The sequence below is a fragment of the Rhizobacter sp. P2_H2 genome (assembly GCF_056403375.1).
The window spans coordinates 1-24,042 of record NZ_JBFUFP010000020.1 but is presented as its reverse complement, the minus strand read 5'-3'; the positions used below and the strand labels follow the sequence as shown (position 1 = coordinate 24,042).

Genomic DNA, 24,042 nt, shown 5'->3' with positions numbered 1-24,042 from the left:
CGAGAAGGACGACAAGGAGAACAGCCCGATCGAGATGCGCTTTGCCGRCAACCAGGCSAAGTTCAGCTTCRRMGGCATGGARTTCGTCACCAAGCTGGTCGARGGCAAGTTCCCCGACTACAACCGCGTGATCCCGAAGAACCACAAGAACCACGTGACGCTCGGGCGTGCGCCGCTGCTGGCCAGCCTGCAGCGTGCCGCCATCCTGACCAGCGAGAAGTTCAAGGGCGTGCGCGTCAACATCGAGCCGGGCGTGCTGCGCATCGCGTCGAGCAACGCCGAGCAGGAAGAGGCCAAGGAAGAACTCGAGGTCGACTACGACGGCGACGCGATCGAGATCGGCTTCAACGTCACCTACCTGATGGACGCGCTGGCCAACATGAGCGTCGAGATGGTCAAGCTGGAGCTGCAGGACACCAACTCCAGCGCCTTGTTCACCGTGCCCGAGCAGGCGGGCTTCAAGTACGTGGTGATGCCGATGCGGATCTGACGATCCGCGTGCCGCCCGCCCGTACCCTGTGCATTCCATGAGTTCAACACCGCGATGACCGATTCCCTGAACACTCCCGACGACGGTGCCGCCAAGAAGGCGGCTGCAGATGCAGTGTCGAGCGCCTACGGCGAAGGCAGCATCCAGATCCTGGAAGGCCTGGAGGCCGTGCGCAAGCGCCCGGGCATGTACATCGGCGACACCTCCGACGGCACCGGGCTGCACCACCTGGTGTTCGAGGTGGTCGACAACTCGATCGACGAAGCGCTGGCCGGCTACTGCGACGACATCGTCGTGACGATCCACAGCGACAACGCGATCAGCGTCACCGACAACGGCCGGGGCATCCCGACCGGGGTCAAGATGGACGACAAGCACGAGCCCAAGCGCAGTGCGGCCGAGATCGCGCTGACCGAGCTGCACGCCGGCGGCAAGTTCAACCAGAACAGCTACAAGGTGTCGGGCGGCCTGCACGGGGTGGGTGTCTCGTGCGTGAACGCGCTGTCGAAGTGGCTGCGCCTGACGGTGCGGCGCGACGGCAAGACGCATTTCATCGAGTTCCGCAAGGGCGTGCCGCAGGACCGCGTGCTGGAGATGCGCGACGGCTTCGAGGTGAGCCCGATGAAGATCACCGGCGAGACCGAGAAGCGCGGCACCGAGGTGCACTTCCTGCCGGACGACGAGATCTTCAACAACATCGACTTCCACTACGACATCCTCAGCAAGCGGCTGCGCGAGCTGAGCTTCCTGAACAACGGCGTCAAGATCCGGCTGGTCGACGAGCGCAACAACAAGGAAGACAACTTCGCCTTCATCGGCGGCGTGAAGGGCTTCGTCGACTTCATCAACACCGGCAAGAAGGTGCTGCACCCGAACATCTTCCACGCCACCGGCGACAAGCTGTCGGACCAGAACACCAACATCACCGCCGAGGTGGCGATGCAGTGGAACGACGGCTACAGCGAGAACGTCCTCTGCTTCACCAACAACATTCCGCAGCGTGATGGCGGCACCCACCTGACGGGCCTGCGTGCCGGGATGACGCGGGTCATCAACAAGTACATCGAGGACAACGAGCTGGCGAAGAAGGCCAAGGTCGAGATCACCGGTGACGACATGCGCGAAGGCCTGTGCTGCGTGCTGAGCGTGAAGGTGCCGGAGCCGAAGTTCAGCAGCCAGACCAAGGACAAGCTGGTGTCCAGCGAAGTGCGCGGCCCGGTGGAAGACGTGGTCAGCAAGGCGCTGACCGACTACCTGCTGGAGAACCCGGTCGACGCGAAGATCATCTGCGGCAAGATCGTCGAGGCGGCGCGGGCGCGCGAGGCGGCCCGCAAGGCGCGCGAGATGACGCGCCGCAAGGGCGTGCTCGACGGCATGGGCCTGCCGGGCAAGCTGGCCGACTGCCAGGAGAAGGATCCGGCGCTCTGCGAGATCTACATCGTGGAGGGCGACTCCGCAGGGGGCTCGGCCAAGCAGGGCCGCGACCGCAAGTTCCAGGCGATCCTGCCGCTGCGCGGCAAGATCCTGAACGTCGAGCGGGCGCGCTTCGAGCGGCTGCTGACGAGCAATGAAATCCTGACGCTGATCACCGCGCTGGGCACGAGCATCGGCAAGGACGAGTTCAACCCGGACAAGCTGCGCTACCACCGCATCATCATCATGACCGACGCGGACGTGGACGGCGCGCACATCCGCACGCTGCTGCTGACCTTCTTCTACCGGCAGATGCCGGAGATCGTCGAGCGCGGCCACATCTACATCGCGCAGCCGCCGCTCTACAAGGTGAAGCTCGGCAAGGAAGAGCAGTACCTGAAGGACGGGCACGAGCTGGACGCCTACCTGCTGAAGGTGGCGCTGAAGGATGCGAAGCTCGAGACGGGTGTCGGCGGCACGGTGCTGCTGGGCGAGACGCTCGAGACGCTGGCACGGCAGTACGTGATGGCCAACAACGTGGTGGAGCGGCTGTCGAACTGGATGGACATCGAGGCGCTGCGCGCGATGGCCAACGGCCTGGCGCTCGACCTGGACACGTTGGAGGCGGCTGAGGTGTCGGCGGCGGCGCTGAAGGGCGCGCTGCACGATGCCGAGGTGACGGCCGAGTTCGATGCCCGCACCGACAAGCACATCCTGCGCATCAGCCGCATGCACCACGGCAACCGCAAGAGCAGCGTGATCAGCGCCGACTTCGTGCACGGCGCCGACTACGAGGCCTTGTCGACGGCGGGCCAGACCTTCAAGGGGCTGGTGAGCAGCGAGGCGGTGGTCAAGCGCGGTGAGGGCGAGAAGCAGAAGGACGCCAAGGTCAGCGACTTCCGCCAGGCGATGGCCTGGCTGATCCAGCAGGCCGAATCGGCGGTGGGCCGCCAGCGCTACAAGGGGCTGGGCGAGATGAACCCGGCGCAGCTGTGGGAGACCACGATGGACCCGACCGTGCGGCGCCTGCTGAAGGTGCAGATCGACGACGCGATCGAGGCGGATCGGGTGTTCACGATGCTGATGGGCGACGAGGTGGAGCCGCGGCGGGATTTCATCGAGGCGAATGCGTTGAGGGCTTCGAATATCGATGTGTAGGCTTTTTGCGCGCACCGCAGTGACGAAATAAATGCGACTCACGCTATGATTTTCGGCAGGGCGACTTGGCTATTACAGCCGGCGTCGCTCAGTCGAGATTCACCAGAGCGCGGCCTCTTGAGCTAGCGACTAATTGATTTCGTCAGTTCCTGACTTCTCTCCGAGCTACGCCTAAAACGGTTTTAAATTCGACTTAATGTCGACCGTATTCATTTTGCTTAAGGTGGTGATTGGCAAGTCAAGAAAAAGAGTTAGCTCTTTGCGAATGAGTTCCTGCAACATTCTTTGCGCGGCTTGGACTATTTTCAAGTCATGTGGAGGTAGCCGATGCCTTCTCGCGTGAACGAGGTCACCTCTCTTTGCAAATATGGTTCGGAACTGATCTCGTAGCTCCCTCCTGTTATGGATACTGGTCCCCATCAAATAAGCGAACCGCTCTGAGAGGCGCGCTGTAATTCCGGATTCATACGCTACCGGATTCTCATCTCCAAGGATAGCTTCGATGCCAATGCAGCTTTGCAGCAACGACGTTGTTTGATTGGTCGCAAGAAGCGAATCGAGGAGCCATTCAATTCCGGCGGCGATACGGCGCGCATAGGCATCTACAGGAAGAATTGACAGGAATCGAGAAACCGGCCGGAGCTCACGCTCGAAGCCATTACATTGGAATCGTTCCGTATTCTCTTCATATGAGTTGCTGAAAGTCAGGCCACAAAGAAAATTCTCGAAATCCCGCGGAATTTCCACCGTCTGCTTTTCCTCGCTGTTGATTGCATGAATTGCAGCATGCACGATGGTTCTCGGACCAGGATCGTTGTGTTTGTAGCGGAAAATATTACGACGGTCTAAGAGGCCAATCTCCAGCCCATAAAGTAGAAATATTTTTACTGTTGCCAGTGTACGCGACAGAAAAGCAGGCTCTTGCTCAGAAGTAAAGCTCGGCAATGCACCAGATTCCGAGATGCGTAGGTAGACGGAGTCTTGCTTCAGAAGACAAGAATTGATTGGCCGAAGCGCCTCGAACGCTTCATCCATCGATTCCACATCTTTCAATAGATGGTCAACATCGGCAACGAGACTTGGTCGCACTAATCTTTCTACATACTGAAGAGGTGCGCGCGTATTAATCAAAGAAATTTGGTCAGACAGGACAAGAACTTCCGCACCGAGCTGTCGAGGATCTAATCCCGGGAGTTCGACATACACAAGGTAGTCCTTTGGATACGATTCAAACTCCGCTTCGAGGCGTCTTTCAAGTTCGGCGCGTATGAGAGCGGGCATTGCTAGGGTTTGATCACATGCCTTATGGAATAAATCTCCCTGTATTTCAGAAACTACATCTTTTACGTCGTCGATCGACCACATGTCACTMCACGGCTGGGATTGGAGTAGCACGTCGCAGAATTGAGCGGTCGCACTGTCGGGTATTTCAATATGGGAAGGTGACGTGATTTTCCACCTGTGCAGATAGCTTCTGAGTGCCTTTCGCTGTTGAGTCGTCAGTGCGGTCATGCAAACCCCCCGGCAATTTCCGTGAATTCAGGCATCCCGCATTCTTAAGCGATATGAACCCAAGTCGATGGGCTAGCGTGGATTGATTGAAGGCGTCCGCTATCACGCTGATGACCTGCTGCGACAATCATGCGATTCAAGACGGTTCGCCAACTCGCCTGGGATTATCTTTGCGTGTTGACTGCGGTGCCTCGTAGCGACCCCAGAGAGTTGGTGGGGAGGGGTTTCAGCTTGCAATCAAGCCAAGCGCAGCAGCTCCCTCGGTCGGCACCGTTGAGAATCTCACAGACTCATCCCCGCTCCCCGCTGCCGCAGCCATTCCTTCCGCTCCCGGTAGTCCGGTATCACCTTGTCCACCTCGTTCCAGAAGAGTTCGGTGTGATCGCGATGGTGCATGTGGCATAGCTCGTGGACGACGATGTAGTCCGCGATCTTGGGCGGTGCCATCAGGCACTTCCAATGGAAGTGCAGTGCGCCACGCGACAGGCTGCTGGCCCAGCGGTAGCCCAGCTCCTTCACCTGTAGTGGGCCGGGCTGCACACCTACGCGCGGCGCGAAGTGCTTGATGCGCTGGGCCAGGCGCGCAGTGCCTCTGGCGACGTAAAAGTCGCGGAACGCGTCCTGCGCTGCCGTCTTGCCGCCCTGCTCCACGACAGTGCGCAGCAGRCAGAAGCGACCGTCCTTCAGCTGCAGAGGCTCGTCCTGTTCCGTCACCAGCAGCAAGCGGTAGGCGCTTCCCAGGTAGAGGAAACTCTCACCGTTCACCCACTCGCGTACGACGCGCGTGGCGTTCAGGTCGCGCCATTCCGCCAAGTTCCGGTAGATCCAATGCCGACGGCTCAGCACGGTTTCGTCCACTTGCTCGGGCGTCATGCGCGCAGGCGGGCGCACGGTGACGCAGCCGTCGCGCTCGATCACGATGTCAGTGGTTTGCCGTGCCGTACCGGGTATCAGCCGGTATTCGATGTCTTTCACCTTGCGCACGATGGTCGGGGCCTCAGCCTGCATCGCTCGTAGCCTTCAATAGGTGGTCGTGGCGGTTCTTCGCCAGCTTCATCACTTCAACAGCCACGCGCTCACGCTGTACCAGCATGGAGTCCAAGCCGGCGCGCGCGATGGCGGCCTTGATCTCGCCGCGCAGGCGCTTCTGTTTGTCCGCGCTCTGCCAGAAGTCGATGCTGCCGATGGTGTCCTGCAGCAGTTCCACCAACGTGACCATCAATGCCTTGAAGGTTGGCAGGTCCGTCGATGGCATGCCGGTACTGCCATAGGCCACGTCGGCCAAGTGTTCGTAGAAGGTGCTTGCCTCGGTACCAAGTCCGTCCATGCCTTGCTTGCGGCCGGCCATTGCTTCGGTGCGCAGTTCCTCCAGCTTCTCCACCAGAAGGTCCCACGCGTCATGGTGGCGTTCAATCAGCGCATCCACCTTGTCGGACAGCTTCTTGTAGAACGCCGGGTCTTCGTCGTGGTGCACGGTGCAGTGCTTGCGGATGGCATGTTCCATCTCACTGGCCTTGGCCTCGTCGTTGCCGTCGGCGTGCTGCTGCAGCCGCTGCAGGAAGTCCTCGGCCAACAATTCCACCGGTGGCACCTTGGGATTGATGCCGAGGCTGACCAGGTGCTCGTTGATCAGCGCCTTCACCTTCTCGCCTGCATCGCCCAATTGCAGGCTCTCATCCTTGTAGCGCTCCTTGGCCACTTGCAGGATGTAGCCAAAGCGCTTGGCCGGCACCCGAAAGCCTTGCGCCGAAGCATGCGGCAGGATGATGTCCAGGCTCAACAGGAACTTCTTCAGATACACCTCGAAGTCGGCCCGGTAGCGCTCGTCGGCAAGGGCCTTCACCGCTGCGTGCACCACGGCAGCATCCTGTCGAAGGTCGCCAAACTTGCCGGTGACGAAGGCCTCGATGCCGGTCACGCTGCGGGCAGTGAAGTGCTGCAGCAGTCGGTGGTAGCGCTCCTCCAGCACCGGCAGTTCGGTGGTGATGCTCTTCAGCCCGTCGTGCAATTCCTGAAGCTCTTCGCTGGCGGTGTACAGACTCAACGCCTCGGTCAGGTGGTTGGCCAGGCCGATGTAGTCCACGATGTAGCCGCGCTGCTTGCCACGCTTCACTCGGTTGGTGCGGGCGATGGCTTGCAGCAGCGTGTGCTCGCGCAGCCGCTTGTCGATGTACATCACCTGCTCGATCGGCGCGTCAAAGCCGGTCAGCAGCATGTCGCAGACGATCAGGAATGCGATGCCCGTATTCGACTTGTCCGGGTCGTCGAGGTCAAAAGCCTTGCAGAAGTTCTCCACCGCGTTMAGCCTTGCGGACTRCTTGCGGGCGTGCGTGATGTATGCCGCCTCGTTGGTGCCATCAGACGACACCACCACTGCCGTCTTCAGGAATGCAAGTCGGCGGAGCAATTCGCCGTCCGGCCGGGTCTTGGCCCGTTCGGCCGCCAGTCTCTCGCCGATGGCTGAATCGATGCCCTCCTGGTACCGCACGCAGGCCAGCTTGGAGTGGCACACCACCTGTGCCTTGAAGCCGTTGGGAAGGATGTTGTCCACGTAGTGCCGCACGAGGTCGCGCGCAATGGCATTGATGCGCGCCTGGGCCTCCAGAATGTCGCCGGTTGCGCCGTACTTCTTGCGGATGGCCGCCAGCTCTTCCTCGCTGCGGTCGCGAAACAAGTCCTCGAACTTCTCGTCGAAGGCGTGCTTCTCGTTCAGTGCACTGTCGGCCGTGCGGCCTTCGTACAAGATCTGCAACGTGGCGCCGTCGTTCACCGCGTCCAACAGCTTGTAGGTGTCGATGTACTCGCCGAATCGCTTGTGCGTCTTGCGCTCACCGTGGCGATCGGTGATCAGCGGCGTGCCCGTGAAGGCCAGGCGCGTGGCGTTGGGAAAGGCTTCGAACAGGTTCTCGCCCAGGTCCGAGCCCTGGGTGCGATGGGCTTCGTCGATCAGCAGCACGATGCGCTCGCTGGTGTTCACCACGCCGAAGGTTTTGCCCGCCGGCATGGCTCGATAGGTGCCCAGCGCTTCGGCCACCGCGTTGCTGAGCACCTGTTCACGCTCCTGGAACTTGTGGACCATCACCATGTTGATGTCCGAGCTGTCTGTGGCCAGGTGCCGCCGCAGATCTTGCGTGCTGCCGATCACGTTGACTCGCCCGCCGATCAGCGTGGCAGTCTGGCCGAGTTGTTCCTCCAGATCCTGTCGGTCGTTGACGAGCACGATCTTGAAATCGCTCAGGTCGATGCTGGCGCGCAGCATGCGGGCCACGAACACCATGGTGAGCGACTTGCCCGACCCCTGTGTGTGCCATACGACGCCGCTGCGCTCGGTCGCCGAGTGCCCGGTGCGCAGTCGGCGCACGATCTTGCCCGCAGCGCGGAACTGCTGGTAGCGGCATACCACCTTCACCCTCGTGCCGGCGTCGGTGTCCATGAAGACGGTGCAGGTTCTCGCAATCTGCAGCAGGTTGGCCGGCACCAGCATGCCCGCCACCAGCTGTTGTTGCGGGTTCATGCCGGCCCGGGCACCATCGTCGGCGGGGTACAGCGTCTTCCAGGCGTAGAAGTGCTCCTCGCCGGAGCTGATGCTGCCGTAGTCCGCTTCCAGCCCGCTGGTGCGCACCAGCAGCAGGTTGCTGTGAAAGAGCCGGGGCTCGCCCTCTCTCAGGCCTGCAGCTTCCGTCTCGGCGCGGCGGCGCATATAGCGCTGCAACTGCACGAAGGCTTCCTGCATGGGGTTGGCGCAGGTGGCCGAACCTTTCTTGCACTCCACCACCACCAAGGGAATGCCGTTCACGAACAGCACGATGTCCGGCACGATGAACTCGCGCACGCAGCCTGGCGTGGCAATTCGGAACTGATTGATCGCGTGGAAGCGATTGCGCTCAGGGTGCTGGAAGTCGATGAGCTTCACCACCGGGTCCACCTCGTCGGTGGCTTCGTTCACGTCGACCTGCGCCTTCAGCAGCAGATCGTGCACGGCCTGGTTGGCCTCCAGCAGCGTGCGTTGGGGCTGACGGAAGAGCTGCGACTCCAGGTCGTCGAGCTGGCGCTCGGTGAGCCAGGGCGCGCCGTCGGGCAAGGTGTTGAGGGCGCGCACGGCGTCGCGGAACACGCCGGGCAGCCACCAAGGCCGGAAGCTCGGGCGCTGGCTGGGCGCTGCGTCCTGCGGCAGCTGCGGGCCCTGATCGATGACGGTCCAGCCCTGCGCAGCCAGCTGCGCCAGGAAGGGCTGCTCGACCTCGGTGTACTCGCTCATCCGGCAACGGTCCGCGGCAGGCCCTGGTGGTTCTGCGCATGGCGCAGGAGCCTGTCCAGCGCGATGCGGACGGCACGTTCATCGAACAGCCGAACTTTGCGTTCGGCACCACCCTCATGGGGCCAGTGCGCCAAACCGTCGCGCACTGCCCCAACCGTAGGCTCCACGTCGCCGCGCGCCAACAGCCAGTCGACCGTGGCCAGCAGCTCCATGCCATAGGGCGATTCGAAACCGTCGATCAGTGCCGACGTCTCTTCCAGCGCGCGCAAGTAGGGCTGAGCCTCGCTGCGCAGGTAAGCCTGAACCAGCGGCGCACGCTGTTCGTTGAACCACACGACATCGAACGGCCTGGCATCGCCCATGCGTTTCTCGCTACCCAGGTAGCTGCCGTCCAGCTTGTCCAGAAGCTTGGTCAAACCATGCGCGTAGGGGCCGAACTTGTTCGCCTCGAATCGCAGCTTCAATGGGTTGTTGCCGGACGCATCTCTGTCCAGTGCGCGGTCGAGGAACCAAGCCAGCTTCTGCACTTCAAGCAGGCTGCACTCGAAACCCATCACCCAGTAGCGGCGCACCAGCTCGGCAATCAACGCTCGCGCGGCGGTCAACTCCTCCACGCCGTGACGCTTGGCGACGTTCTGGTACGTGCGTGTCGGCTCGAAGACGGTGATCTCGACGTCCAGGTCGTTCAGGGCTTGCTCGATCTGATCCCGCACCAGGAGCCAATCCAGGTCGCCATGGCCGGCGCCCAGCGGCGGGATGGCGATGGAACTCACCTGGTTCTCCACCAGGAAGCGACGCAGGTCCTGGAGCCCTTCGACAATCCATTCCAGCCGCGAGTTGCCGCGCCAGTCCCGCTTGGTCGGGAAGTTGACGATCCATCGCGGCCCGTCGAGTTCGCGCGGTTCGGTCACGAACATCTGCCCGGTGTGCACATCGCCGGCCTTGCAGGCTTGTGCGTACAGCCGGAAGTTTTCCGCGAACCGTTCCTTGAACATCAAGGCGATGCCCTTGCCCATGATGCCCACGGTGTTGACCGTGTTCACGAGGGCCTGGGCCTTGGATTCCAGCAGATTGCCTTGGGTGTAGTGGATCATCAGAGGTACCAGCTGGGCCGCGCTGCCACCTGCAGCTGCACCTGGGCCGTCGCCACGGCCTGTTCGACCTCGATTTTGACGCCCTCGTCGAAGCAGACAACCCCCGACAACCCCTGCAGCGGGCAATGCCGGTGGATCAGGGCCTCGGCTTGATAGCGGGCGAACTTGGCCGGATCCTCCGGATCCCGCTTGAAGTCGCGTGCTTGCAGGATGGGCCAGTCGATGCGGTCGAGTTGCGCAGGGTCACGGTAGTAGTTCACCAGCGGGTTGTTGGCATGGCTGTCGGTGAACAGCACCGTCAGGCCCGACTCCACCAGTCGACGCAGGCTGGCCACCAATATTAGGATGTCGGGCTTGGCATGCCGGGGCACGCCGTTCCAGCCCGTGTTGATGTTGTGCATCATCACCGAGAAGGGGGTGAAGTAGAAGGGCACGTAGTCGTTCAAGACGCCGCCCGGCTCGACAGCCACCGGCCAGTGGGCACGCTTGCCGATCAACTCCTGATTGCCGATGCTCACCCACTGATCCGAGCGCGTGGCGCTGTTGCCACAATGCAGGCCGTGCTGCAGCACCCAGGGCAGGTTCGCGCGATGGATGATGCGGAAGACCAGTGCACGCTCGGGGTTCAGCAGCTTGGCGTAGTCGTCGGCCATCGGCGATGACTTTCAGCTGGTCTGGACAGGCACTTTGCCGGTCAGCAGATCTTGCATCAGGCCTTGTTTCATTTGGCGAAGTTTGTCGAGCACATTGTTGTCGGCGCGAAGTCGTGCCGTTGCAGCCAGCAGTGCCGACGCAATGCGCCGTTGCTCTTCGAGGGTTGGCGGCAGATACATCCAAAGCGTACGAATGTCTCCCACTCGAACATGACCCACTGTTGAGCCGCCTGAAATCAGATCAAGCCTGTTTTGGATCGCGTTGGACTGAAGAGCGAACAAAAGGAAGCCACCGTCGATTTTCCGAGAGTCGGGCCTGTACAGCATCATTCGCTGACCCAGACAAGCAGTGGGATGCCGGTCGGGAATCATGCAAACCTCTCCGACGGGCGCCTCTCGGGTGATCACGATGTCCCCGGCCGTCGGTTTGCCTCTGGCAGTCCAGAGTTCGTATGACTTGGCATCGGTGAATACGAGGGCGTCGTCGACGAACTCACCGTCGCGAACGTTTGGAGTCCGGATTACCGGGTAACCACTTGGCGTCTCTGGTGGGGTGCGGTTCTTGCAATCAATGACGCGCTCGCAAACCGCTTCACAGGTGGTGACTTGCCATTCCTTCGGAACTGGTCCGAGCTTCGACTCGACGTAAAGCTCAGGGGCTTCGTCCTTTGAGGGCCGCAGTTCCCCGCTTGGAAGCAAACCGCGCTCGAACAAGTCGCGCATCAGCCCGGCCTTGATCTGTTGGTGCTTATCGATCAGCGCTTCGGTGGCTTCGATGGCGTTGTCGAGGCTGGTGAGAATGGCGGCGATGCGTTGCTGCTCGACCAACGGTGCCAGCCATATCGGCGTCTCGGCAATCGTTCGAGTCGAGAGTCCGTAGCGCGTAGAGCCGGTTGCTCGCTGTGCGAAGTAGGCGGCAGTCTGCGGCAGCGACAGTTGCTTCGCCAAGTAGACGGGGACAACCGAGAGCTCTTTGGGACGCAGCTGAGCCAAGTGATAGGCACACACCAGATTCTCGACCTCATCCGTCGCGACCGCGGGTATCCCGATATCGTCGGGCGTCTCCGAATCCTTGGTGATCATCACGTCGCCACGGCGCACGCCGAAGCGTTCGATTTCGGCGGGGGTCGCCGTCGCCTCCATGAACGGGAGCTCCGCACGGATGTAGTCGTTGCTGTACACGTCCATGTAGTTGCAAAGCTTGACTGGTGTCTCGCCTGCCACAGCCTTCTTATCGACATTGCTCACCCGGATGTCAGCGACCTCGCGAAGCCGAACGGTTCTCCAGTTAGGCATATCCCAGCCCCGACAGAAAGTGTGTGAACTCCGTCGTCGCACTGGCGCGCGCCTGCTCAAGGTGTGCCGCCGTCACGGCGTACTTGTCCCACAGGTTCTCTATCGCCGCCGCGCCAGCCCGCCGATCTGCGCGCAGATACTGCCCGTAGGTTTCCATTAGCACAAGCTGCAAACGCTGCAGGATCACCTGCTGCGCCTCGCCATCGCCGATGCGCTGCCGTGCTTGCGCCACCAGCTCATCGCGGTTCTTCTCGGTGCTCTTGATGCGCGCCTTCAGCCCCTTGGCTTCTTCCTCCAGCCCCTTGTGCCGTGCCAGCAGCGCATCCAGCCGGTCGGCCTCGGCCAGGTGGGCCTTCCAGTCTCCGAAACTCGCGTCCTTCTTCGCCAGCTTGGCCTGTCCCTTGGCTTCCTTGAGTTGGGCCTTCATGTCCTTCACCTGATCGGGCGGCAGCGCGCCGGTGCCATCGGCGTCCTCGAAGTCCTCCTCACCCGCCGCGGCGAACAGTGCCTGAAGCTCGGCCAGGCGGGCGTGGTGTTGCTCCAGCTCGGCCAGCACCTGCGGGAACTGGCTTTGCAGGATGTCCTGGTCGGGGATCAGTTCAGCGCCCCAGCCGCTGGCGGCGATGGACTTGAAGTCCGCCGAGAGCTGCTTGTAGAAGTTGGCGAAGGCGCCGCGCACCTGGTAGCGCGTCAGCAGGTGCTGGCCACCGAACATGCGCTCGATGCTGTCCAGCAGCGTCGCACGCACGGCGTACACGTTGCGGGGCGCGCCCTGCTGGTTGGCGGGGTCCGGCGCCAGCGCGTCGATCACCGGCAGGTGCTGCTGCCACCAAGCTTGAAGCTGGGCCATGAATTCTGCGTGCCGCTGTTGTACGCCGGGGTGCTGCGCCACGTGCGGGGCGATGGCGCGCTTGTCGGCCAGCGCGTGGCCGAAGTCCGCATAGCGAGCGGCATCCGCACCGATTCGCGGCACGAAGCAGCTTTCACGCAGCCCGGGGTAGTTGTTCCAGAAGTGCGCCAGCGTCTCGATCTCCACCACCGGCACACCGCCCTGCAGGTGCGCGCGCACGTCGTGCGGCTCGGGCGGTGGTGCGTTGTCCACGTAGCGGCGGATGTTGCAGTTGTAGTCCTCGGCCGCGATCTCCGAGTAGGGTACGCGGCGGGCATAGGCCGACACGTCCTCCCCGGCGCGGTAGACGTGCACGATCTTGTCGATGTCCTCCGGCCGCAGGTGGTTCTGGGCCTTGCCTTCGCGGTATTCGCGGTCGGCATTGATGAACAGGGCATGCTCGCGCGTTGAGCTGCCAGCCTTGCTCAGCACAAGAATGCAGGCGGGAATCCCGGTGCCGTAGAACAGATTGGCGGGCAGGCCGATCACGGCTTCCAGCACGCGGCGCTCGATGAACTGGCGGCGTACCTCGCGCTCCTCGCCGCCGCGGAACAGCACGCCGTGCGGCATCACGGTGGCCAGCTTGCCGTCGGCCTTCAGCACGGCCAGCATGTGCTGCACGAACATCAGGTCGGCCTTCTTGCCCTTCTCGGGCAACCACACCGGGAAGCGACCGGGGAACTTGATGTCTTTCTTGATGTAGTTCTGGCTGAAGGGCGGATTCGCCAGCACGCGGTCGAAGCGCTTCAGTTGGCCGTCTTCGTCCTGGTGCTGCGGTTCGCGCAGCGTGTCCTGCTGGCGGATGTCGGCATCCGGGATGCCGTGCAGCAGCATGTTCATCTTGCAAATCGACCAAGTGGTTCCCATCTTTTCTTGCCCGAACAGCGACGCATTGGTCGCGTTGCGGCCGTGCTCGCGCAGGTAGTCGCGGACCTGGATCAGCATACCGCCGGAGCCGCAGGTGGGGTCGTAGATGCGCATGTTCTCCTGCGGATCGCACACCTCCACGCACACGCGCACCACCTCGGCGGGGGTGTAAAACTCGCCCGCTTTCTTGCCGGCTTGGTYGGCGAAGTCCTTCAGCAGGTACTCGTAGGCAGCGCCCAGCAGGTCGGGGAACTCGAAGTCCTCGTCTTTCAGCGGGATCTTGTCGAAGTTCTGGATGAAGTTGACCAGTGTGTCGTCGTCCAGTGTGGTGGAGCCGATCTTCTTGTTGAAGTTGATCGTGCCCTTGAGCACGTCCTGCAACGCGTCGGTGTTGGCGTCTTCCAGTGCCTCCAGCGCCTTGTTGAGCATGGAGCCGACGTTCTCCTTGATGTGCTTCAGTGCAGGGTGGCGCGCGCCGGTCTCTGGATCGGTCCAGGGCGTGTTCCAGCGGGCGCGCGGGGGCACGTAAAAATACTGGCCGGCGTATTGGTCGGGGTCTTCGAGGTTCGCTTCGACGGCGGCAGGCGAGAGGCCGTCGCGCTTGCCCTCGGCTTGGATCTGGGCCTGGCGCTGTTCGAACAGGTCGCTGGCGCGCTTCAGGAACAGCATGCCGAAGACATACTCCTTGTACTCGCTGGCGTCCATGTTGCCGCGCAGGTCGTCGCAAGCGGTGAGCAGCAACTGCTCCAGGCGGGTCAGGGTGAGGCGTTGATGCGGCATGGGCGTGAGGAAGTCTGTGCAATGACCTTTTGGGCGTCGATTGTCGCAGCGGCTCATCGGTCGCATACCGAACGTTGCCGAGAGGGAGAATGCACGTCGAATCCTAGAGCGCGATCCCCATCGCCCACTGCTTCATGAGCGACATCAAACTCTTCCGCATTCAATCCGGCCAAGCCACCGAGCTGCAAGGCGATGCCTCGGACCTGGAGAAACCGCTGCAGAGCCTGATCGAGGCCAACCTTGATGTGCTGCTCGGCATCCGCTTCCTCGCAACGGAGTACTCGACCGGCAAGACCCACGGAGGTCGCATCGACACGCTGGGGCTGGACGAGAACAACTGCCCGGTGATCCTCGAATACAAGCGTTCGGTGGGCGAGAACGTCATCAACCAGGGCTTGTTCTATCTCGACTGGCTGATGGACCACCAGGCCGAGTTCAAGCTGCGGGTGATGGAGAAATTCGACAAGGCTGCGGCCGATGCCATCGACTGGAGCGCCCCGCGCCTGGTGTGCATCGCCGCCGACTTCACGAAGTACGACGGCCATGCGGTGCAGCAGATCAATCGCAACATCGAGCTGATCCGCTATCGCCGATTTGGTGACGAGCTCCTGCTCTTCGAGCTGGCCAATGCATCGTCGGCCGCGACATCGAAGGCGGCGGCCGCCAGAGCCGTCAAGCTTGCGAAGGATCCGAAGGAGCCAGGGACGGAGAGGCCAGTCGGTCCCGACAAGCCCTATGCGGAGGTCGTGCAGTTGCTGCCTCAACCACTGACGGACTTGCTGGCCTCGCTGGAGGACTACACCTTGTCGCTGGGCGACGATGTCCAGCGCAAGGAGCTGCGGCTGTACGTGGCATTCAAGCGGCTGAAGAATTTTGCGACGCTGGTTCCGCAGCGGGCACGCCTGCTGCTGTACCTGCACCTGGACCCGGCGAAAGTGATCCAGGCACTGCCCACGGCCAAGGACTTTTCGCAGAAGGGTCACTGGGGAACAGGTGACGTCGAAATCTCTCTGGCCACGCTTGCCGATCTGGAGGCCGCCAAGCCGTTCATCGCTGAAGCCTACGAAGGGCGTTCCCATGCCAAGCCCGCTTCGTGAAAGCTGAGAGGCGAAGCGTCGATGGCGTGCTGAACTGACGCTTCTGCGCCCCTGGTGTCAACCCCCCAGACCCGGCCTCCGCCACCCCGTAAAATCCGACGTTTTTCCGTTCGCACCTTGACTGGCAGTTTGGCGCTCCCTCCGCGCCGCACCCCTCTTTCCGGCTCCGGCCTGATCCGCCTGCTGGCGACGCTGAGCGACACCCACGTCCCGGCCCCGAAGGACAGCTTCTCCGACGGGCTGTGCCGGTGGTTCGACTGGACCGACGCGATCTCGTTGTCGTCGGCGCTCGATGGCCCGCAGGACGTACCCGCCGAGGCGCCTTCCCAGCGCACGGCCGCGACCGCGGCCGACCGCGAATGCCGCCGCGTGCGCGACACCCTGACCAAGCTCGCCGTGCCGGACCCGACCACCGACGATTTCCCGCCGCACCGCCAGCGCTACCTCGGCTGGCAGCAGGCGATGGACACCCAGATCACCCCGCTGCGCCGCAAGCTGCGCGCCTCGCTGTCGGCGGCCTCGCCCGCACTCGCGCGGCTGGCCGCCGTCGACGCGGTGATGGAGAAGGTCATCGGTGCCCGCGAACGCACGCTGCTGTCGACGGTACCGGCCTGGCTCGAACAGCACTTCGAGCGCGTGCGCAGCGCGGCCCCTGAAGACCAGCCCGACCGCTGGCGCACCCCCTTCTGCCAGGACATGCGCGAGGTGCTCCTCGCCGAACTGGACCTCCGAATGCAACCGGTCGAAGGGCTGCTCGACGCCCTTCGCGGGTCACCCCCTGACCAACCATGACCAGATTCCTCCCTCACGCCGTGTTCGCCACCGGCCTGGCCGCCCTCGGCTGGGTCGGCGCGGGCTACCTCGGCTCCCACCCGCTGGCACTCGCCATCACCGCGCTCATCGCGGCGTTCTACCTGATGGGCGCGCTCGAACTGCACCGCTTCCGGCAGGCCACCGCCGCGCTGGCCCGGGCCGTTGCCGGCCTCGCCGATCCGCTGCCCGCGCTGCGCCCCTGGCTCGACAGCGTGCCCGCGTCGCTGCAGAACGCCGTGCGCCGCCGCATCGAAGGCGAGTCCACCGGCTTCCCCGGCCCGGCCCTCGCGCCCTACCTCGCCGGCCTGCTGGTCCTGCTGGGCATGCTCGGCACCTTCGTCGGCATGGTGTTCACGCTGCGCGGCACCGGCATGGCGCTCGACACCTCGACCGACCTGCAAGCCGTCCGCGCCTCGCTGGTGGCGCCGGTGCAAGGCCTCGGCCTCGCGTTCGGCACCTCGATCGCCGGTGTCGCCACCTCGGCCGCACTCGGCCTGCTGTCGGCGCTGGCGCGGCGCGAGCGCGTGCAGGCACTGCAGGCGCTCGACGCGAAGATCGCCACCACGCTGCGCCCCTTCTCGGTGGTGCACCAGCGCGAAGAATCGCTGAAGCTGATGCAGCGCCAGGTCGAGCAGATGCCCGCGCTGGTCGACGGCCTGCACGCCGTGATGCAGGCGATGGAGCGGCAGGCCGAGGCGACGAACGCCCGCCTGCTGGCCAGCCAGGAGCGCTTCCACGGCACGGCCGAGGCAGCCTTCATGGCGCTCGCCTCGTCGGTCGATCGCACGCTGAAGGAGAGCCTCGCCGAGAGCGCCCGCCTGGCCGGCGCAACGATCGGCCCGGCCGTCGAGGCCACGATGGCCGGTGTCGCGCGCGAGACCGCCTCGCTGCACGCGACGCTCGGCAAGTCCTGGCAATCGTCGCTCGATGGCTTTGCGCAGGCCTTCGAGCAGCGTTCGACGGCGCTGCTGGGAACGGTGGCGCAGTCGCATGCCGACCTGCAGTCGGCGTCTGCATTGCAAGAGCAGGAACGCCTGGCCGCGATGGCGGACAGCCTTGAATCGATGGCCGCTTCGCTGCGGCACGAATGGCAGCAGGCGGGCTCGCAAAGCCTCGCGCAGCAGCAGCAGGTCTGCGAGACGATGGAGCGCACCGCCCGCGACATCACGGCCCAGGCCGCATCGCAATCGAAGGCGACTACCGCCGAGATCGCGCGCCTGCTGCAGGCCGCGTCCGAAGCCCCGCGTGCCGCGGCCGAGGTGATCGTCGAGCTGCGTCAGAAACTCTCCGACAGCATGGCGCGCGACAACACGCTGCTCGACGAGCGCGCCCGGATCCTCGGCACGCTCGGTGCCCTGCTCGACACCGTGCAGCAGGCCGCCACCGAGCAACGCGGCGCGATCGATGCGCTGGTCGGTTCGTCGGCGGCGCTGCTCGAGCGCGTCGGCACCCGCTTCGGCGAACAGGTGGATGCACAGACCGACAGGCTCGCCGCGGTGGCCGCGCAGGTCACCGGCAGCGCGGTCGAGGTCGCGAGCCTCGGCGATGCGTTCGGCGTGGCGGTCGAGCTGTTCGGCCAGTCGAATGACAAGCTGGTGAACCAGCTGCAGCGCATCGACAGCGCGCTCGGCAAGTCGCTGGCGCGCAGCGATGAGCAGCTCGCCTACTACGTGGCCCAGGCGCGCGAGGTCATCGACCTGAGCCTGCTGTCGCAGAAGCAGATCATCGAGGACCTGCAGCGGCTCTCCGGCAAGGCGGCGCTTGCGTCGACTCCAGCGGCCCCAGCGACGGCGGCGGTGCGCTGATGGACGAGATCGACGCGGGCCTGGAATCGACGACGCCGGTGTGGGCCGTCTTCGGCGACCTGATGGCCGGCCTGCTGGGCGCCTTCGTGCTGATCCTGCTGTGCGCGATCGGCGCGCAGCTGGAGCTGGCGAGCCGGCTCGAGAACGAGGTGAAGCAGCACCAGCTCGAAGAGCAGCGGCGCCAGGCGCTGGAGCGCGCGCTGGCCGCACCGCTCGCCGCGGGCCGCGTGACGCTGGACCACGGCCGCATCGGCATCAGCGGCAGCGTGCTGTTCGCCTTCAATTCGGCCGACCTGCAGCCCGAAGGCCGGCAACTGCTGACGAGCCTGGCCGCGCCGCTCGCCGCCTACCTGCGCTCGCGCGACGAGGTGCTGATGATCAGCGGCTTCACCGACGACCGCCAGGTGCGCGGCGGCAACCGGCAGTTCGCCGACAACTGGGAGCTGTCGGCCCAGCGCGCGCTGACGGTGACGCGCACGCTGATCGAGGAGGGCGTGCCGTCGGCATCGGTCTTCGCGGCGGCCTTCGGCGCGGAGCAGCCGGTGGCGTCGAACGCCGATGCCGACGGCCGCTCGCGCAACCGGCGCGTCGAGATGGCACCCACGCCCCGACCCTCGCGTGCCGCATCGGCACCGTCGCATGGTTGAAGCAGCGATCCAGGCGCTGCGCGAGCGCGGAGCGCCGCACGTCGATCCGGTCCGCTTCCGCCTCATCGAGTCGCTGGCCCGCCGCGCGGCGAGCCACGAGGGCGCGGCCCGGCGCGTGCTCGACGACCGGCTCGCCGTGCTGCTCTCGGCATGCGGCCAGGCGCTGGACCGGGCGGGATCGCAGGGCGAGCGCCCTCCAACGCCCTCCGAAGCCGGCCCGGTGCCGCGCGGCCCGCTGGCCGATCTCGTGGCAGGTCTGGCACGGCAGGCGCCGATCCAGCCGACGGCGCAGGCCCCCGCTGCAGCCGTCGAACTGGACACCCTGCCATTCTTCCGGCGCACCTGGTCACGCCTGAGCGCCGAACAACGCCTGGCGCAGTCGCAGGCCGCCCTGCCGGACAACGCCGGCCCGCTGAACTCGCACCACCTCGTGCATCGCTCGCTGACGCTGATGCGCGACCTGTCGCCGGGCTACTTCGACCGATTCGTGGCCCATGTCGATGCCTTGCTGAGCCTGCAACAGGGCCACAAGGGGTGATCCGTGCCGGAAGGCGCATCCCCAAGCTTGTGGATGCCGGCGTGGGTGGAACTGCGGTTGTCGCTGGTTCTGCAGCAGGGCTATAACCTTCTCATCGCAACGAGCGCACGCCACCCCGCGTGCCGCGACGCAGGGAGCCGACGTGAGCGACGAGCCGACCGCACAGGACTGGCGCCAGCCGTTTCGGCGCCTGGCCGTCGGTGCCGCGCTGGCGCTGGTCGTGGTGGCGGGCTTCCTCGCGTTCTCGCTGTGGACCAGCCACCAGCGCTACCAGTCAGCGGCGGCCGACAACCTGCAGAACCTCACGCTGAACCTGGAGCGCTACCTCTTCACGCGCTTGCAGGCGGCCGACTTGGTGCTGCAGTCGGCGGCGCAGGAGTTCCGTCGCTTGAGCGGCCAGGGCCCGGTGCGCGCCGACCAGTTCACCGAGGTGCTGATCGGCTTGCAGCAGCGCCTGCCCGAGGCGCCGGCGTTGCGCGCGGCCGATGCGGACGGCCTCGTGAAGTTCGGTGCCGGCGCCGACGCGCAGCGGGCGCTCAGCGTCGCGCAGCGCCACTTCTTCAAACAGGCCGTCAATGTGCCGGGCCTGGTGCTCGGGCTGCCGCTCAAGTCGCGCATCACGTCGCGCTGGGTGCTGCCGATCGCACGCCAGCTGCGCGACAGCAGCGGCGCGCTGGCCGGCGTCGTGTACCTCAACATGGACCTCGACGAGCTGGGCGGCATCATGCGCTCGCTGCGGGTCGGCGAGCGCGGCGTGATCACCGTCTTCAACACCGACCGCGAGGTGCTGCTGCGCCTGCCGGAAATCCCGCTCGTGGCCGACGAGACGCCGGCGCGCCTGAGCTCGCCGGAGACGCAGCAGGCCGTGGCGAGCGCGCAGGCGGCGGGCGGCTTCGAGACCCGCAGCACGATCGACGGGCAGATGCGCACCGTGATGTACCGGCAGCTCGGGCGCTACCCGGCCTACGTGCTGATCGGGCTCGAGCAGGGCGAGCTGATGGCCCCATGGCGGCGCGAGCTGACCATCTCCGCGGCCTTCTGGCTGTGCTTGGTGGCCGGCATCGCCGTGCTGCTGGGCACGCAGTACCGGGCTGCGCGACACCGCGCGGCGGTGCTGTGCGAACTGGAGGCGGCGCGCGCGCGGGCCGAAGCGGCCAGCCGCTCCAAGTCGATGTTCCTCGCGAACATGAGCCACGAGATCCGCACGCCGCTCAACGGCGTGCTCGGCTTCGCGCAGATCGGGTACCGCGACCTCACGTCATCGCCCGAGGTGCGCAGCCGTTTCGGGCGCATCCTCGAATCCGGCAAGCTGCTGCAGGGCATCCTGAACGACGTGCTCGACATGTCGAAGATCGAGGCCGGCAAGCTGCTGCTCGACGAGTCGCTCACGCCGCTGCGGCCGATCGCGCAGCGCGCGGTCGACCTGGTGCGCCAGGCGGCCGCCGACAAGGGTGTCGGGCTGCACCTGCTGGTCGATGAGCGCGTGCCCGCGCAGATGCGGGTCGACGGCCTGCGGCTCGGGCAGGTGTTGCTGAACCTGCTGTCGAATGCGGTGAAGTTCACCGATGCGGGCGAGGTCTCGCTGAGCCTGCAGGTGGACCATGGCGAGCTGCTGGTCGAGGTCAGCGACAGCGGCGTCGGCATGTCGGCCGAGCAGGTGGGGCGGCTGTTCGTGTCGTTCGAGCAGGCGGATCCGTCGACGACGCGGCGCTACGGCGGCACCGGGCTGGGTCTCGCGATCAGCAAGCGGCTGGTCGAGCTGATGAAGGGATCGATCCGGGTGTCGAGCCGCGCCGGAGAGGGCTCGGTGTTCTGCGTGCGCCTGCCGCTGGCGGGTGCGATGCCGGCCGGCCCGGGGTCGGCCGGGCGCGAGGCGGTGGCCGAGCGGGGCGAGGTGGACGATCCAGTGCGCGAGCCGGTGCGCGAGCGGCTGGCCGGCCTGCAGGTGCTGGTGGCCGAGGACAACATCGTCAACCAGATCGTGATCCAGAGCCTGCTCGAGAGCGAAGGCGCGCAGGCCGACATCGTCGGCGACGGGCACCTGGCGGTGGCTCGCGTCTCGACGCCGGGGGTGCGCTACGACGTGGTGCTGCTCGACGTGATGATGCCCGGCATCGACGGCTACGAGACCGCGCGGCGCATCCATGCGCTGTACCCGCAGCTGCCGATCATCGGCCAGACGGCGCATGCGCTGCCCGAGGAGCACGCGCACTGCATCGCCTCCGGCATGGTCGACCGCGTGACCAAGCCGATCGATGCGGACGAGCTGGTGCGGGTGGTGCTGCGGCATTGCGGCAGCCGGGTGACCTGAGCGCCGCCGGCCCGCCGAGGTGGCTCAGGTAGACGCGGCCCTGGTTGGGCGCGAACAGCACGCGGTGCGCCTTCAGGAAGGCATCGGTCGAATCTTTCCGGTGCGGGTGTGGCCGGCATGCTCGCCATCTGTCGTGCTGCCGGGCCATCTGTTCGCGCGATGGTAGCGGTGGTTGCCGGTGTCGCAGCCTCTAGAGTCGCGCGATCGTGCGCACCATTTCTTCTTTCCCTTGATTGACCGTTTCCAAGGCATGGAAGTCTTCACCCGCGTGGTGGAGCTGGGCAGCTTCTCGCGTGCCGGCCTGGCGCTGCGGATGCCGAAGGCGCGCGTGAGCGTCGTGATCCAAGCGCTGGAGGCGCACCTCGGCGTGCGCCTGCTCCACCGCACGACGCGGCGCCTCAGCCTGACCGACGAAGGCGCGCTGTACCACCAGCGCGCGCTCGCGATGCTCGGGCAGATGCGCGAACTTGAGGACGCGCTGCACGATCCGGCAGGCGCGCCGTGCGGGCGGCTGCGTGTCGACGTGCCGGCGGCGTTCGGGCGCCAGGTCGTCGCGCCGGCGCTGCCGGATTTCTTCCGCCGCTATCCCGAGGTGGTCGTCGAGCTCGGCAGCTCCGATCGCCCGGTCGACCTGCTGGCCGAGGGCTACGACTTCGTGGTGCGCGGCGGCGAGGTGCACGACGAGCGGCTGGTGGTCTGCCCGCTCGGCCGCCTGCCGGTCGTCACCTGTGCCGCGCCCGCCTACCTCGATGCCCACGGCACGCCGCACGGGCTCGACGATCTCATGCAGCACCGCTTCGTCAACTTCTACTCGCCGCGCGACGGCCACCTGTTCCCGTTCGACTTCCACCGCGGCGGCGAGCACCAGCAGCTGCACGGCGCGCACCGCGTGGCCTGCAACGATGCCGATACCTACATTGCCGCCGGCGTCGCCGGGCTGGGCCTGGTGCAGCTCCCGTGCACCCGCGCCGTCATCGACCACCTCGCGCACGGCCGCCTGGTGCCGGTGCTGGCCGACTGGAGTGCCGGCGGCCTGCCGCTCACGCTGCTGCAGGCGCGCCGGCCGTACCCGATGGCCAAGCTGCGGGCCTTCAGCGACTGGCTGGTGGCGCTGTTCCAGCGCGAGTTCGACGGCYTGCCGAGCCACCTCGACAGCGGGCTGCCGTCGCCGTGGCTCGCGATCTTCGAGCGGCCGCCGTTGCGCTGAGCCGGTTCAGGGCGGCAGCACCGGCAGCGGCGCGATGTCGCCGCCCGGCTCGGCCGGGATGTGCGCCACGTTCAGCACCATCGAGACCATCGCGAAGTAGCCGACCAGGCCGGTCAGCTCGACGGCACCGGCCTCGCCGAAGCGTTCCACGCTGCGCGCCCAGGTCGCCTCGCTGACGCCGTGCTGCGCCAGCAGCTCGGTGCAGAAGTCGTGCACCAGCGTCTCGTCGGCATCCATCGTGTCGGGGCGGCGGCCGTCGCGCAGCGCGTCGATCGTGGCCTGCGCCGTGCCGGCCTGCAGCGCGAGCGCGACGTGCACCTTCCATTCGAACTGCTGCCGCCAATGGCGGGCCACCAGCAGCGTCGCGAACTCGCTGACGCGCACCGGCAGCGAGGTTCCGAAGCGCAGGAAGGCGCCCAGCTTCTGCACGTGGGCAAGCAGCTCGGGGCTGCGCAGCAGCGCGATGAAGGGCCCCTTCACGGCCTTGCGCGGCCCGGCGATCAGTTCATCGGCGGCGGCGCGCTGGGCCGGGGTCATGGCATGGTCGGGCAGGGGTGGAAGTCGCATGGGGGCTCGCTTCAGGGGTGGACGGGGAGGGGGCGCGCGCGCGGCCGCAGCAGCACGGCCGCGCTGGCCAGCAGCGCCGCGGCGGCCGCGAGGCTGGGCCCGATGATGACCGATGACAGCGGGCCGGCCGGCACCGTCAGCGGCCCGACCAGCTGGCCGAGCGCGAAGGCCGCAGTCATCGTCGCGACGAGCCGCGCGGAGCCGTCGCCGGCCACGCGGCGCGCTTCCTGGAACCCGGCCATCGTGACGACCATGAAGGTGCCGCCGACGCAGGCGGCGCACACCAGCAGCGCGCCCAGCCCGGGCGCCAGCGCCGGTGCTGCCACGCCCACCGCCATCAGCACCAGGCCCCAGCCGAACACGCGGCGCGGGGCGACCGGCGTGAACCAGCGCATCGCCACCAGCGTCGAGACGGCGCCTGCCAGCCCGAACAGCGGCCAGGCCCAGCCGAACACCTGCGGATCCGGGAACAGCTGCCGGCCGAGCGCCGGCAGGAAGGTCGCCGGGATGATGTAGCCGTAGCCGAACAGGCCGTAGCAGGCGATCAGGATCCAGGCGTCGCGCGTGAAGACACCGGCGGGCGCGGCGGCCCGCGGCGCGGCGGCGGGCAGGCCGGCCGCATCGCCCAACGGCCGCCACGCGACGAG

18 protein-coding genes are annotated in these 24,042 nt (G+C 65.6%); 9 read left to right on the top strand and 9 right to left on the bottom strand.

The genetic code is table 11. The features are described from left to right. Window positions 1–490: DNA polymerase III subunit beta (gene dnaN / locus AC1D15_RS03335; RefSeq protein WP_477824918.1), on the top strand; the 490-nt coding region annotated here is incomplete at its 5' end. Between the two features lie 54 nt (window positions 491–544). Then, on the top strand, window positions 545–3,061 hold the full coding sequence (gyrB, locus tag AC1D15_RS03330) for a DNA topoisomerase (ATP-hydrolyzing) subunit B (RefSeq protein WP_477824917.1): 2,517 nt from the start codon (window positions 545–547) through the stop codon (window positions 3,059–3,061). Window positions 3,062–3,232: 171 nt separating this feature from the next. Here the strand turns inward: gyrB and AC1D15_RS03325 are convergent, their stop codons facing one another. The 7 genes from AC1D15_RS03325 to AC1D15_RS03295 form a co-directional block, all read right to left on the bottom strand. Beyond that, window positions 3,233–4,426: a hypothetical protein gene (locus AC1D15_RS03325; protein ID WP_477824916.1), complete on the bottom strand. Its 1,194-nt coding sequence runs from the start codon at window positions 4,424–4,426 to the stop codon at window positions 3,233–3,235. Between the two features lie 429 nt (window positions 4,427–4,855). Beyond that, window positions 4,856–5,581 carry a M48 family metallopeptidase gene (locus AC1D15_RS03320; protein WP_477824915.1) on the bottom strand — a complete coding sequence of 242 codons (726 nt, stop codon included), beginning with the start codon at window positions 5,579–5,581 and terminating at the stop codon, window positions 4,856–4,858. Beyond that, window positions 5,571–8,831, bottom strand: coding sequence for a type I restriction endonuclease subunit R (locus AC1D15_RS03315; RefSeq protein WP_477824914.1), 3,261 nt, complete (start codon window positions 8,829–8,831; stop codon window positions 5,571–5,573). The genes AC1D15_RS03320 and AC1D15_RS03315 overlap by 11 nt, the downstream gene beginning before the upstream one ends. Continuing rightward, on the bottom strand, window positions 8,828–9,925 hold the full coding sequence (gene darG / locus AC1D15_RS03310) for a type II toxin-antitoxin system antitoxin DNA ADP-ribosyl glycohydrolase DarG (protein ID WP_477824913.1): 1,098 nt from the start codon (window positions 9,923–9,925) through the stop codon (window positions 8,828–8,830). Before darG ends, AC1D15_RS03315 begins: the two co-directional genes overlap by 4 nt. Then, window positions 9,925–10,578, bottom strand: coding sequence for a type II toxin-antitoxin system toxin DNA ADP-ribosyl transferase DarT (gene darT, locus AC1D15_RS03305; protein WP_477824912.1), 654 nt, complete (start codon window positions 10,576–10,578; stop codon window positions 9,925–9,927). Before darT ends, darG begins: the two co-directional genes overlap by 1 nt. Before the next feature lie 12 nt (window positions 10,579–10,590). After that, window positions 10,591–11,874, bottom strand: a complete 1,284-nt coding sequence (locus AC1D15_RS03300) for a restriction endonuclease subunit S (protein ID WP_477824911.1) — start codon at window positions 11,872–11,874, stop codon at window positions 10,591–10,593. Further along, window positions 11,867–14,467: a type I restriction-modification system subunit M gene (locus tag AC1D15_RS03295; RefSeq protein ID WP_477824910.1), complete on the bottom strand. Its 2,601-nt coding sequence runs from the start codon at window positions 14,465–14,467 to the stop codon at window positions 11,867–11,869. Before AC1D15_RS03295 ends, AC1D15_RS03300 begins: the two co-directional genes overlap by 8 nt. A gap of 77 nt (window positions 14,468–14,544) precedes the next feature. On the opposite strand from AC1D15_RS03295, the gene AC1D15_RS03290 reads away from it, so the two are divergent. The 7 genes from AC1D15_RS03290 to AC1D15_RS03260 all read left to right on the top strand — a co-directional run bounded on the left by AC1D15_RS03290 (window position 14,545) and on the right by AC1D15_RS03260 (window position 22,828). Then, window positions 14,545–15,507 (top strand): DUF5655 domain-containing protein, encoded by a 963-nt coding sequence (locus AC1D15_RS03290; protein WP_477824909.1) that lies wholly within the window; start codon window positions 14,545–14,547, stop codon window positions 15,505–15,507. Between the two features lie 129 nt (window positions 15,508–15,636). Continuing rightward, a complete protein-coding gene (locus tag AC1D15_RS03285) occupies window positions 15,637–16,299 on the top strand; it encodes a DUF3348 domain-containing protein (RefSeq protein ID WP_477824908.1) in 663 nt (220 codons plus the stop codon). Next, the gene (locus AC1D15_RS03280; RefSeq protein ID WP_477824907.1) at window positions 16,296–18,125 is read left to right on the top strand and encodes a coiled-coil domain-containing protein; all 1,830 of its coding nucleotides are present in this window, start codon (window positions 16,296–16,298) and stop codon (window positions 18,123–18,125) included. The genes AC1D15_RS03285 and AC1D15_RS03280 overlap by 4 nt, the downstream gene beginning before the upstream one ends. After that, the gene (locus AC1D15_RS03275; RefSeq protein ID WP_477824919.1) at window positions 18,122–18,772 is read left to right on the top strand and encodes an OmpA family protein; all 651 of its coding nucleotides are present in this window, start codon (window positions 18,122–18,124) and stop codon (window positions 18,770–18,772) included. Before AC1D15_RS03280 ends, AC1D15_RS03275 begins: the two co-directional genes overlap by 4 nt. After that, window positions 18,765–19,310, top strand: a complete 546-nt coding sequence (locus AC1D15_RS03270; RefSeq protein WP_477824906.1) for a DUF2894 domain-containing protein — start codon at window positions 18,765–18,767, stop codon at window positions 19,308–19,310. The genes AC1D15_RS03275 and AC1D15_RS03270 overlap by 8 nt, the downstream gene beginning before the upstream one ends. A gap of 142 nt (window positions 19,311–19,452) precedes the next feature. Further along, complete coding sequence (locus tag AC1D15_RS03265) at window positions 19,453–21,621, top strand: hybrid sensor histidine kinase/response regulator (RefSeq protein ID WP_477824905.1); 2,169 nt, start codon at window positions 19,453–19,455, stop codon at window positions 21,619–21,621. Window positions 21,622–21,871: 250 nt separating this feature from the next. After that, window positions 21,872–22,828, top strand: coding sequence for a LysR family transcriptional regulator (locus AC1D15_RS03260; protein ID WP_477824904.1), 957 nt, complete (start codon window positions 21,872–21,874; stop codon window positions 22,826–22,828). A 6-nt stretch (window positions 22,829–22,834) separates the two neighbouring features. Here the strand turns inward: AC1D15_RS03260 and AC1D15_RS03255 are convergent, their stop codons facing one another. Both AC1D15_RS03255 and AC1D15_RS03250 read right to left on the bottom strand, forming a co-directional pair. After that, a complete protein-coding gene (locus AC1D15_RS03255) occupies window positions 22,835–23,395 on the bottom strand; it encodes a carboxymuconolactone decarboxylase family protein (protein ID WP_477824903.1) in 561 nt (186 codons plus the stop codon). Window positions 23,396–23,406: 11 nt separating this feature from the next. Then, window positions 23,407–24,042: YbfB/YjiJ family MFS transporter (locus AC1D15_RS03250; RefSeq protein WP_477824902.1), on the bottom strand; the 636-nt coding region annotated here is incomplete at its 5' end.

Excerpts from the sequence above, each read along its gene's own strand:
- AC1D15_RS03270 (WP_477824906.1), top strand. The coding sequence starts at position 18,765 with ATGGTTGAAGCAGCGATCCAGGCGCTGCGCGAGCGCGGAGCGCCGCAC.
- darT (WP_477824912.1), bottom strand. The coding sequence starts at position 10,578 with ATGGCCGACGACTACGCCAAGCTGCTGAACCCCGAGCGTGCACTGGTC.
- darG (WP_477824913.1), bottom strand. The coding sequence starts at position 9,925 with ATGATCCACTACACCCAAGGCAATCTGCTGGAATCCAAGGCCCAGGCC.
- AC1D15_RS03280 (WP_477824907.1), top strand. The coding sequence starts at position 16,296 with ATGACCAGATTCCTCCCTCACGCCGTGTTCGCCACCGGCCTGGCCGCC.
- AC1D15_RS03290 (WP_477824909.1), top strand. The coding sequence starts at position 14,545 with ATGAGCGACATCAAACTCTTCCGCATTCAATCCGGCCAAGCCACCGAG.
- AC1D15_RS03255 (WP_477824903.1), bottom strand. The coding sequence starts at position 23,395 with ATGCGACTTCCACCCCTGCCCGACCATGCCATGACCCCGGCCCAGCGC.
- AC1D15_RS03325 (WP_477824916.1), bottom strand. The coding sequence starts at position 4,426 with ATGTGGTCGATCGACGACGTAAAAGATGTAGTTTCTGAAATACAGGGA.
- gyrB (WP_477824917.1), top strand. The coding sequence starts at position 545 with ATGACCGATTCCCTGAACACTCCCGACGACGGTGCCGCCAAGAAGGCG.
- AC1D15_RS03300 (WP_477824911.1), bottom strand. The coding sequence starts at position 11,874 with ATGCCTAACTGGAGAACCGTTCGGCTTCGCGAGGTCGCTGACATCCGG.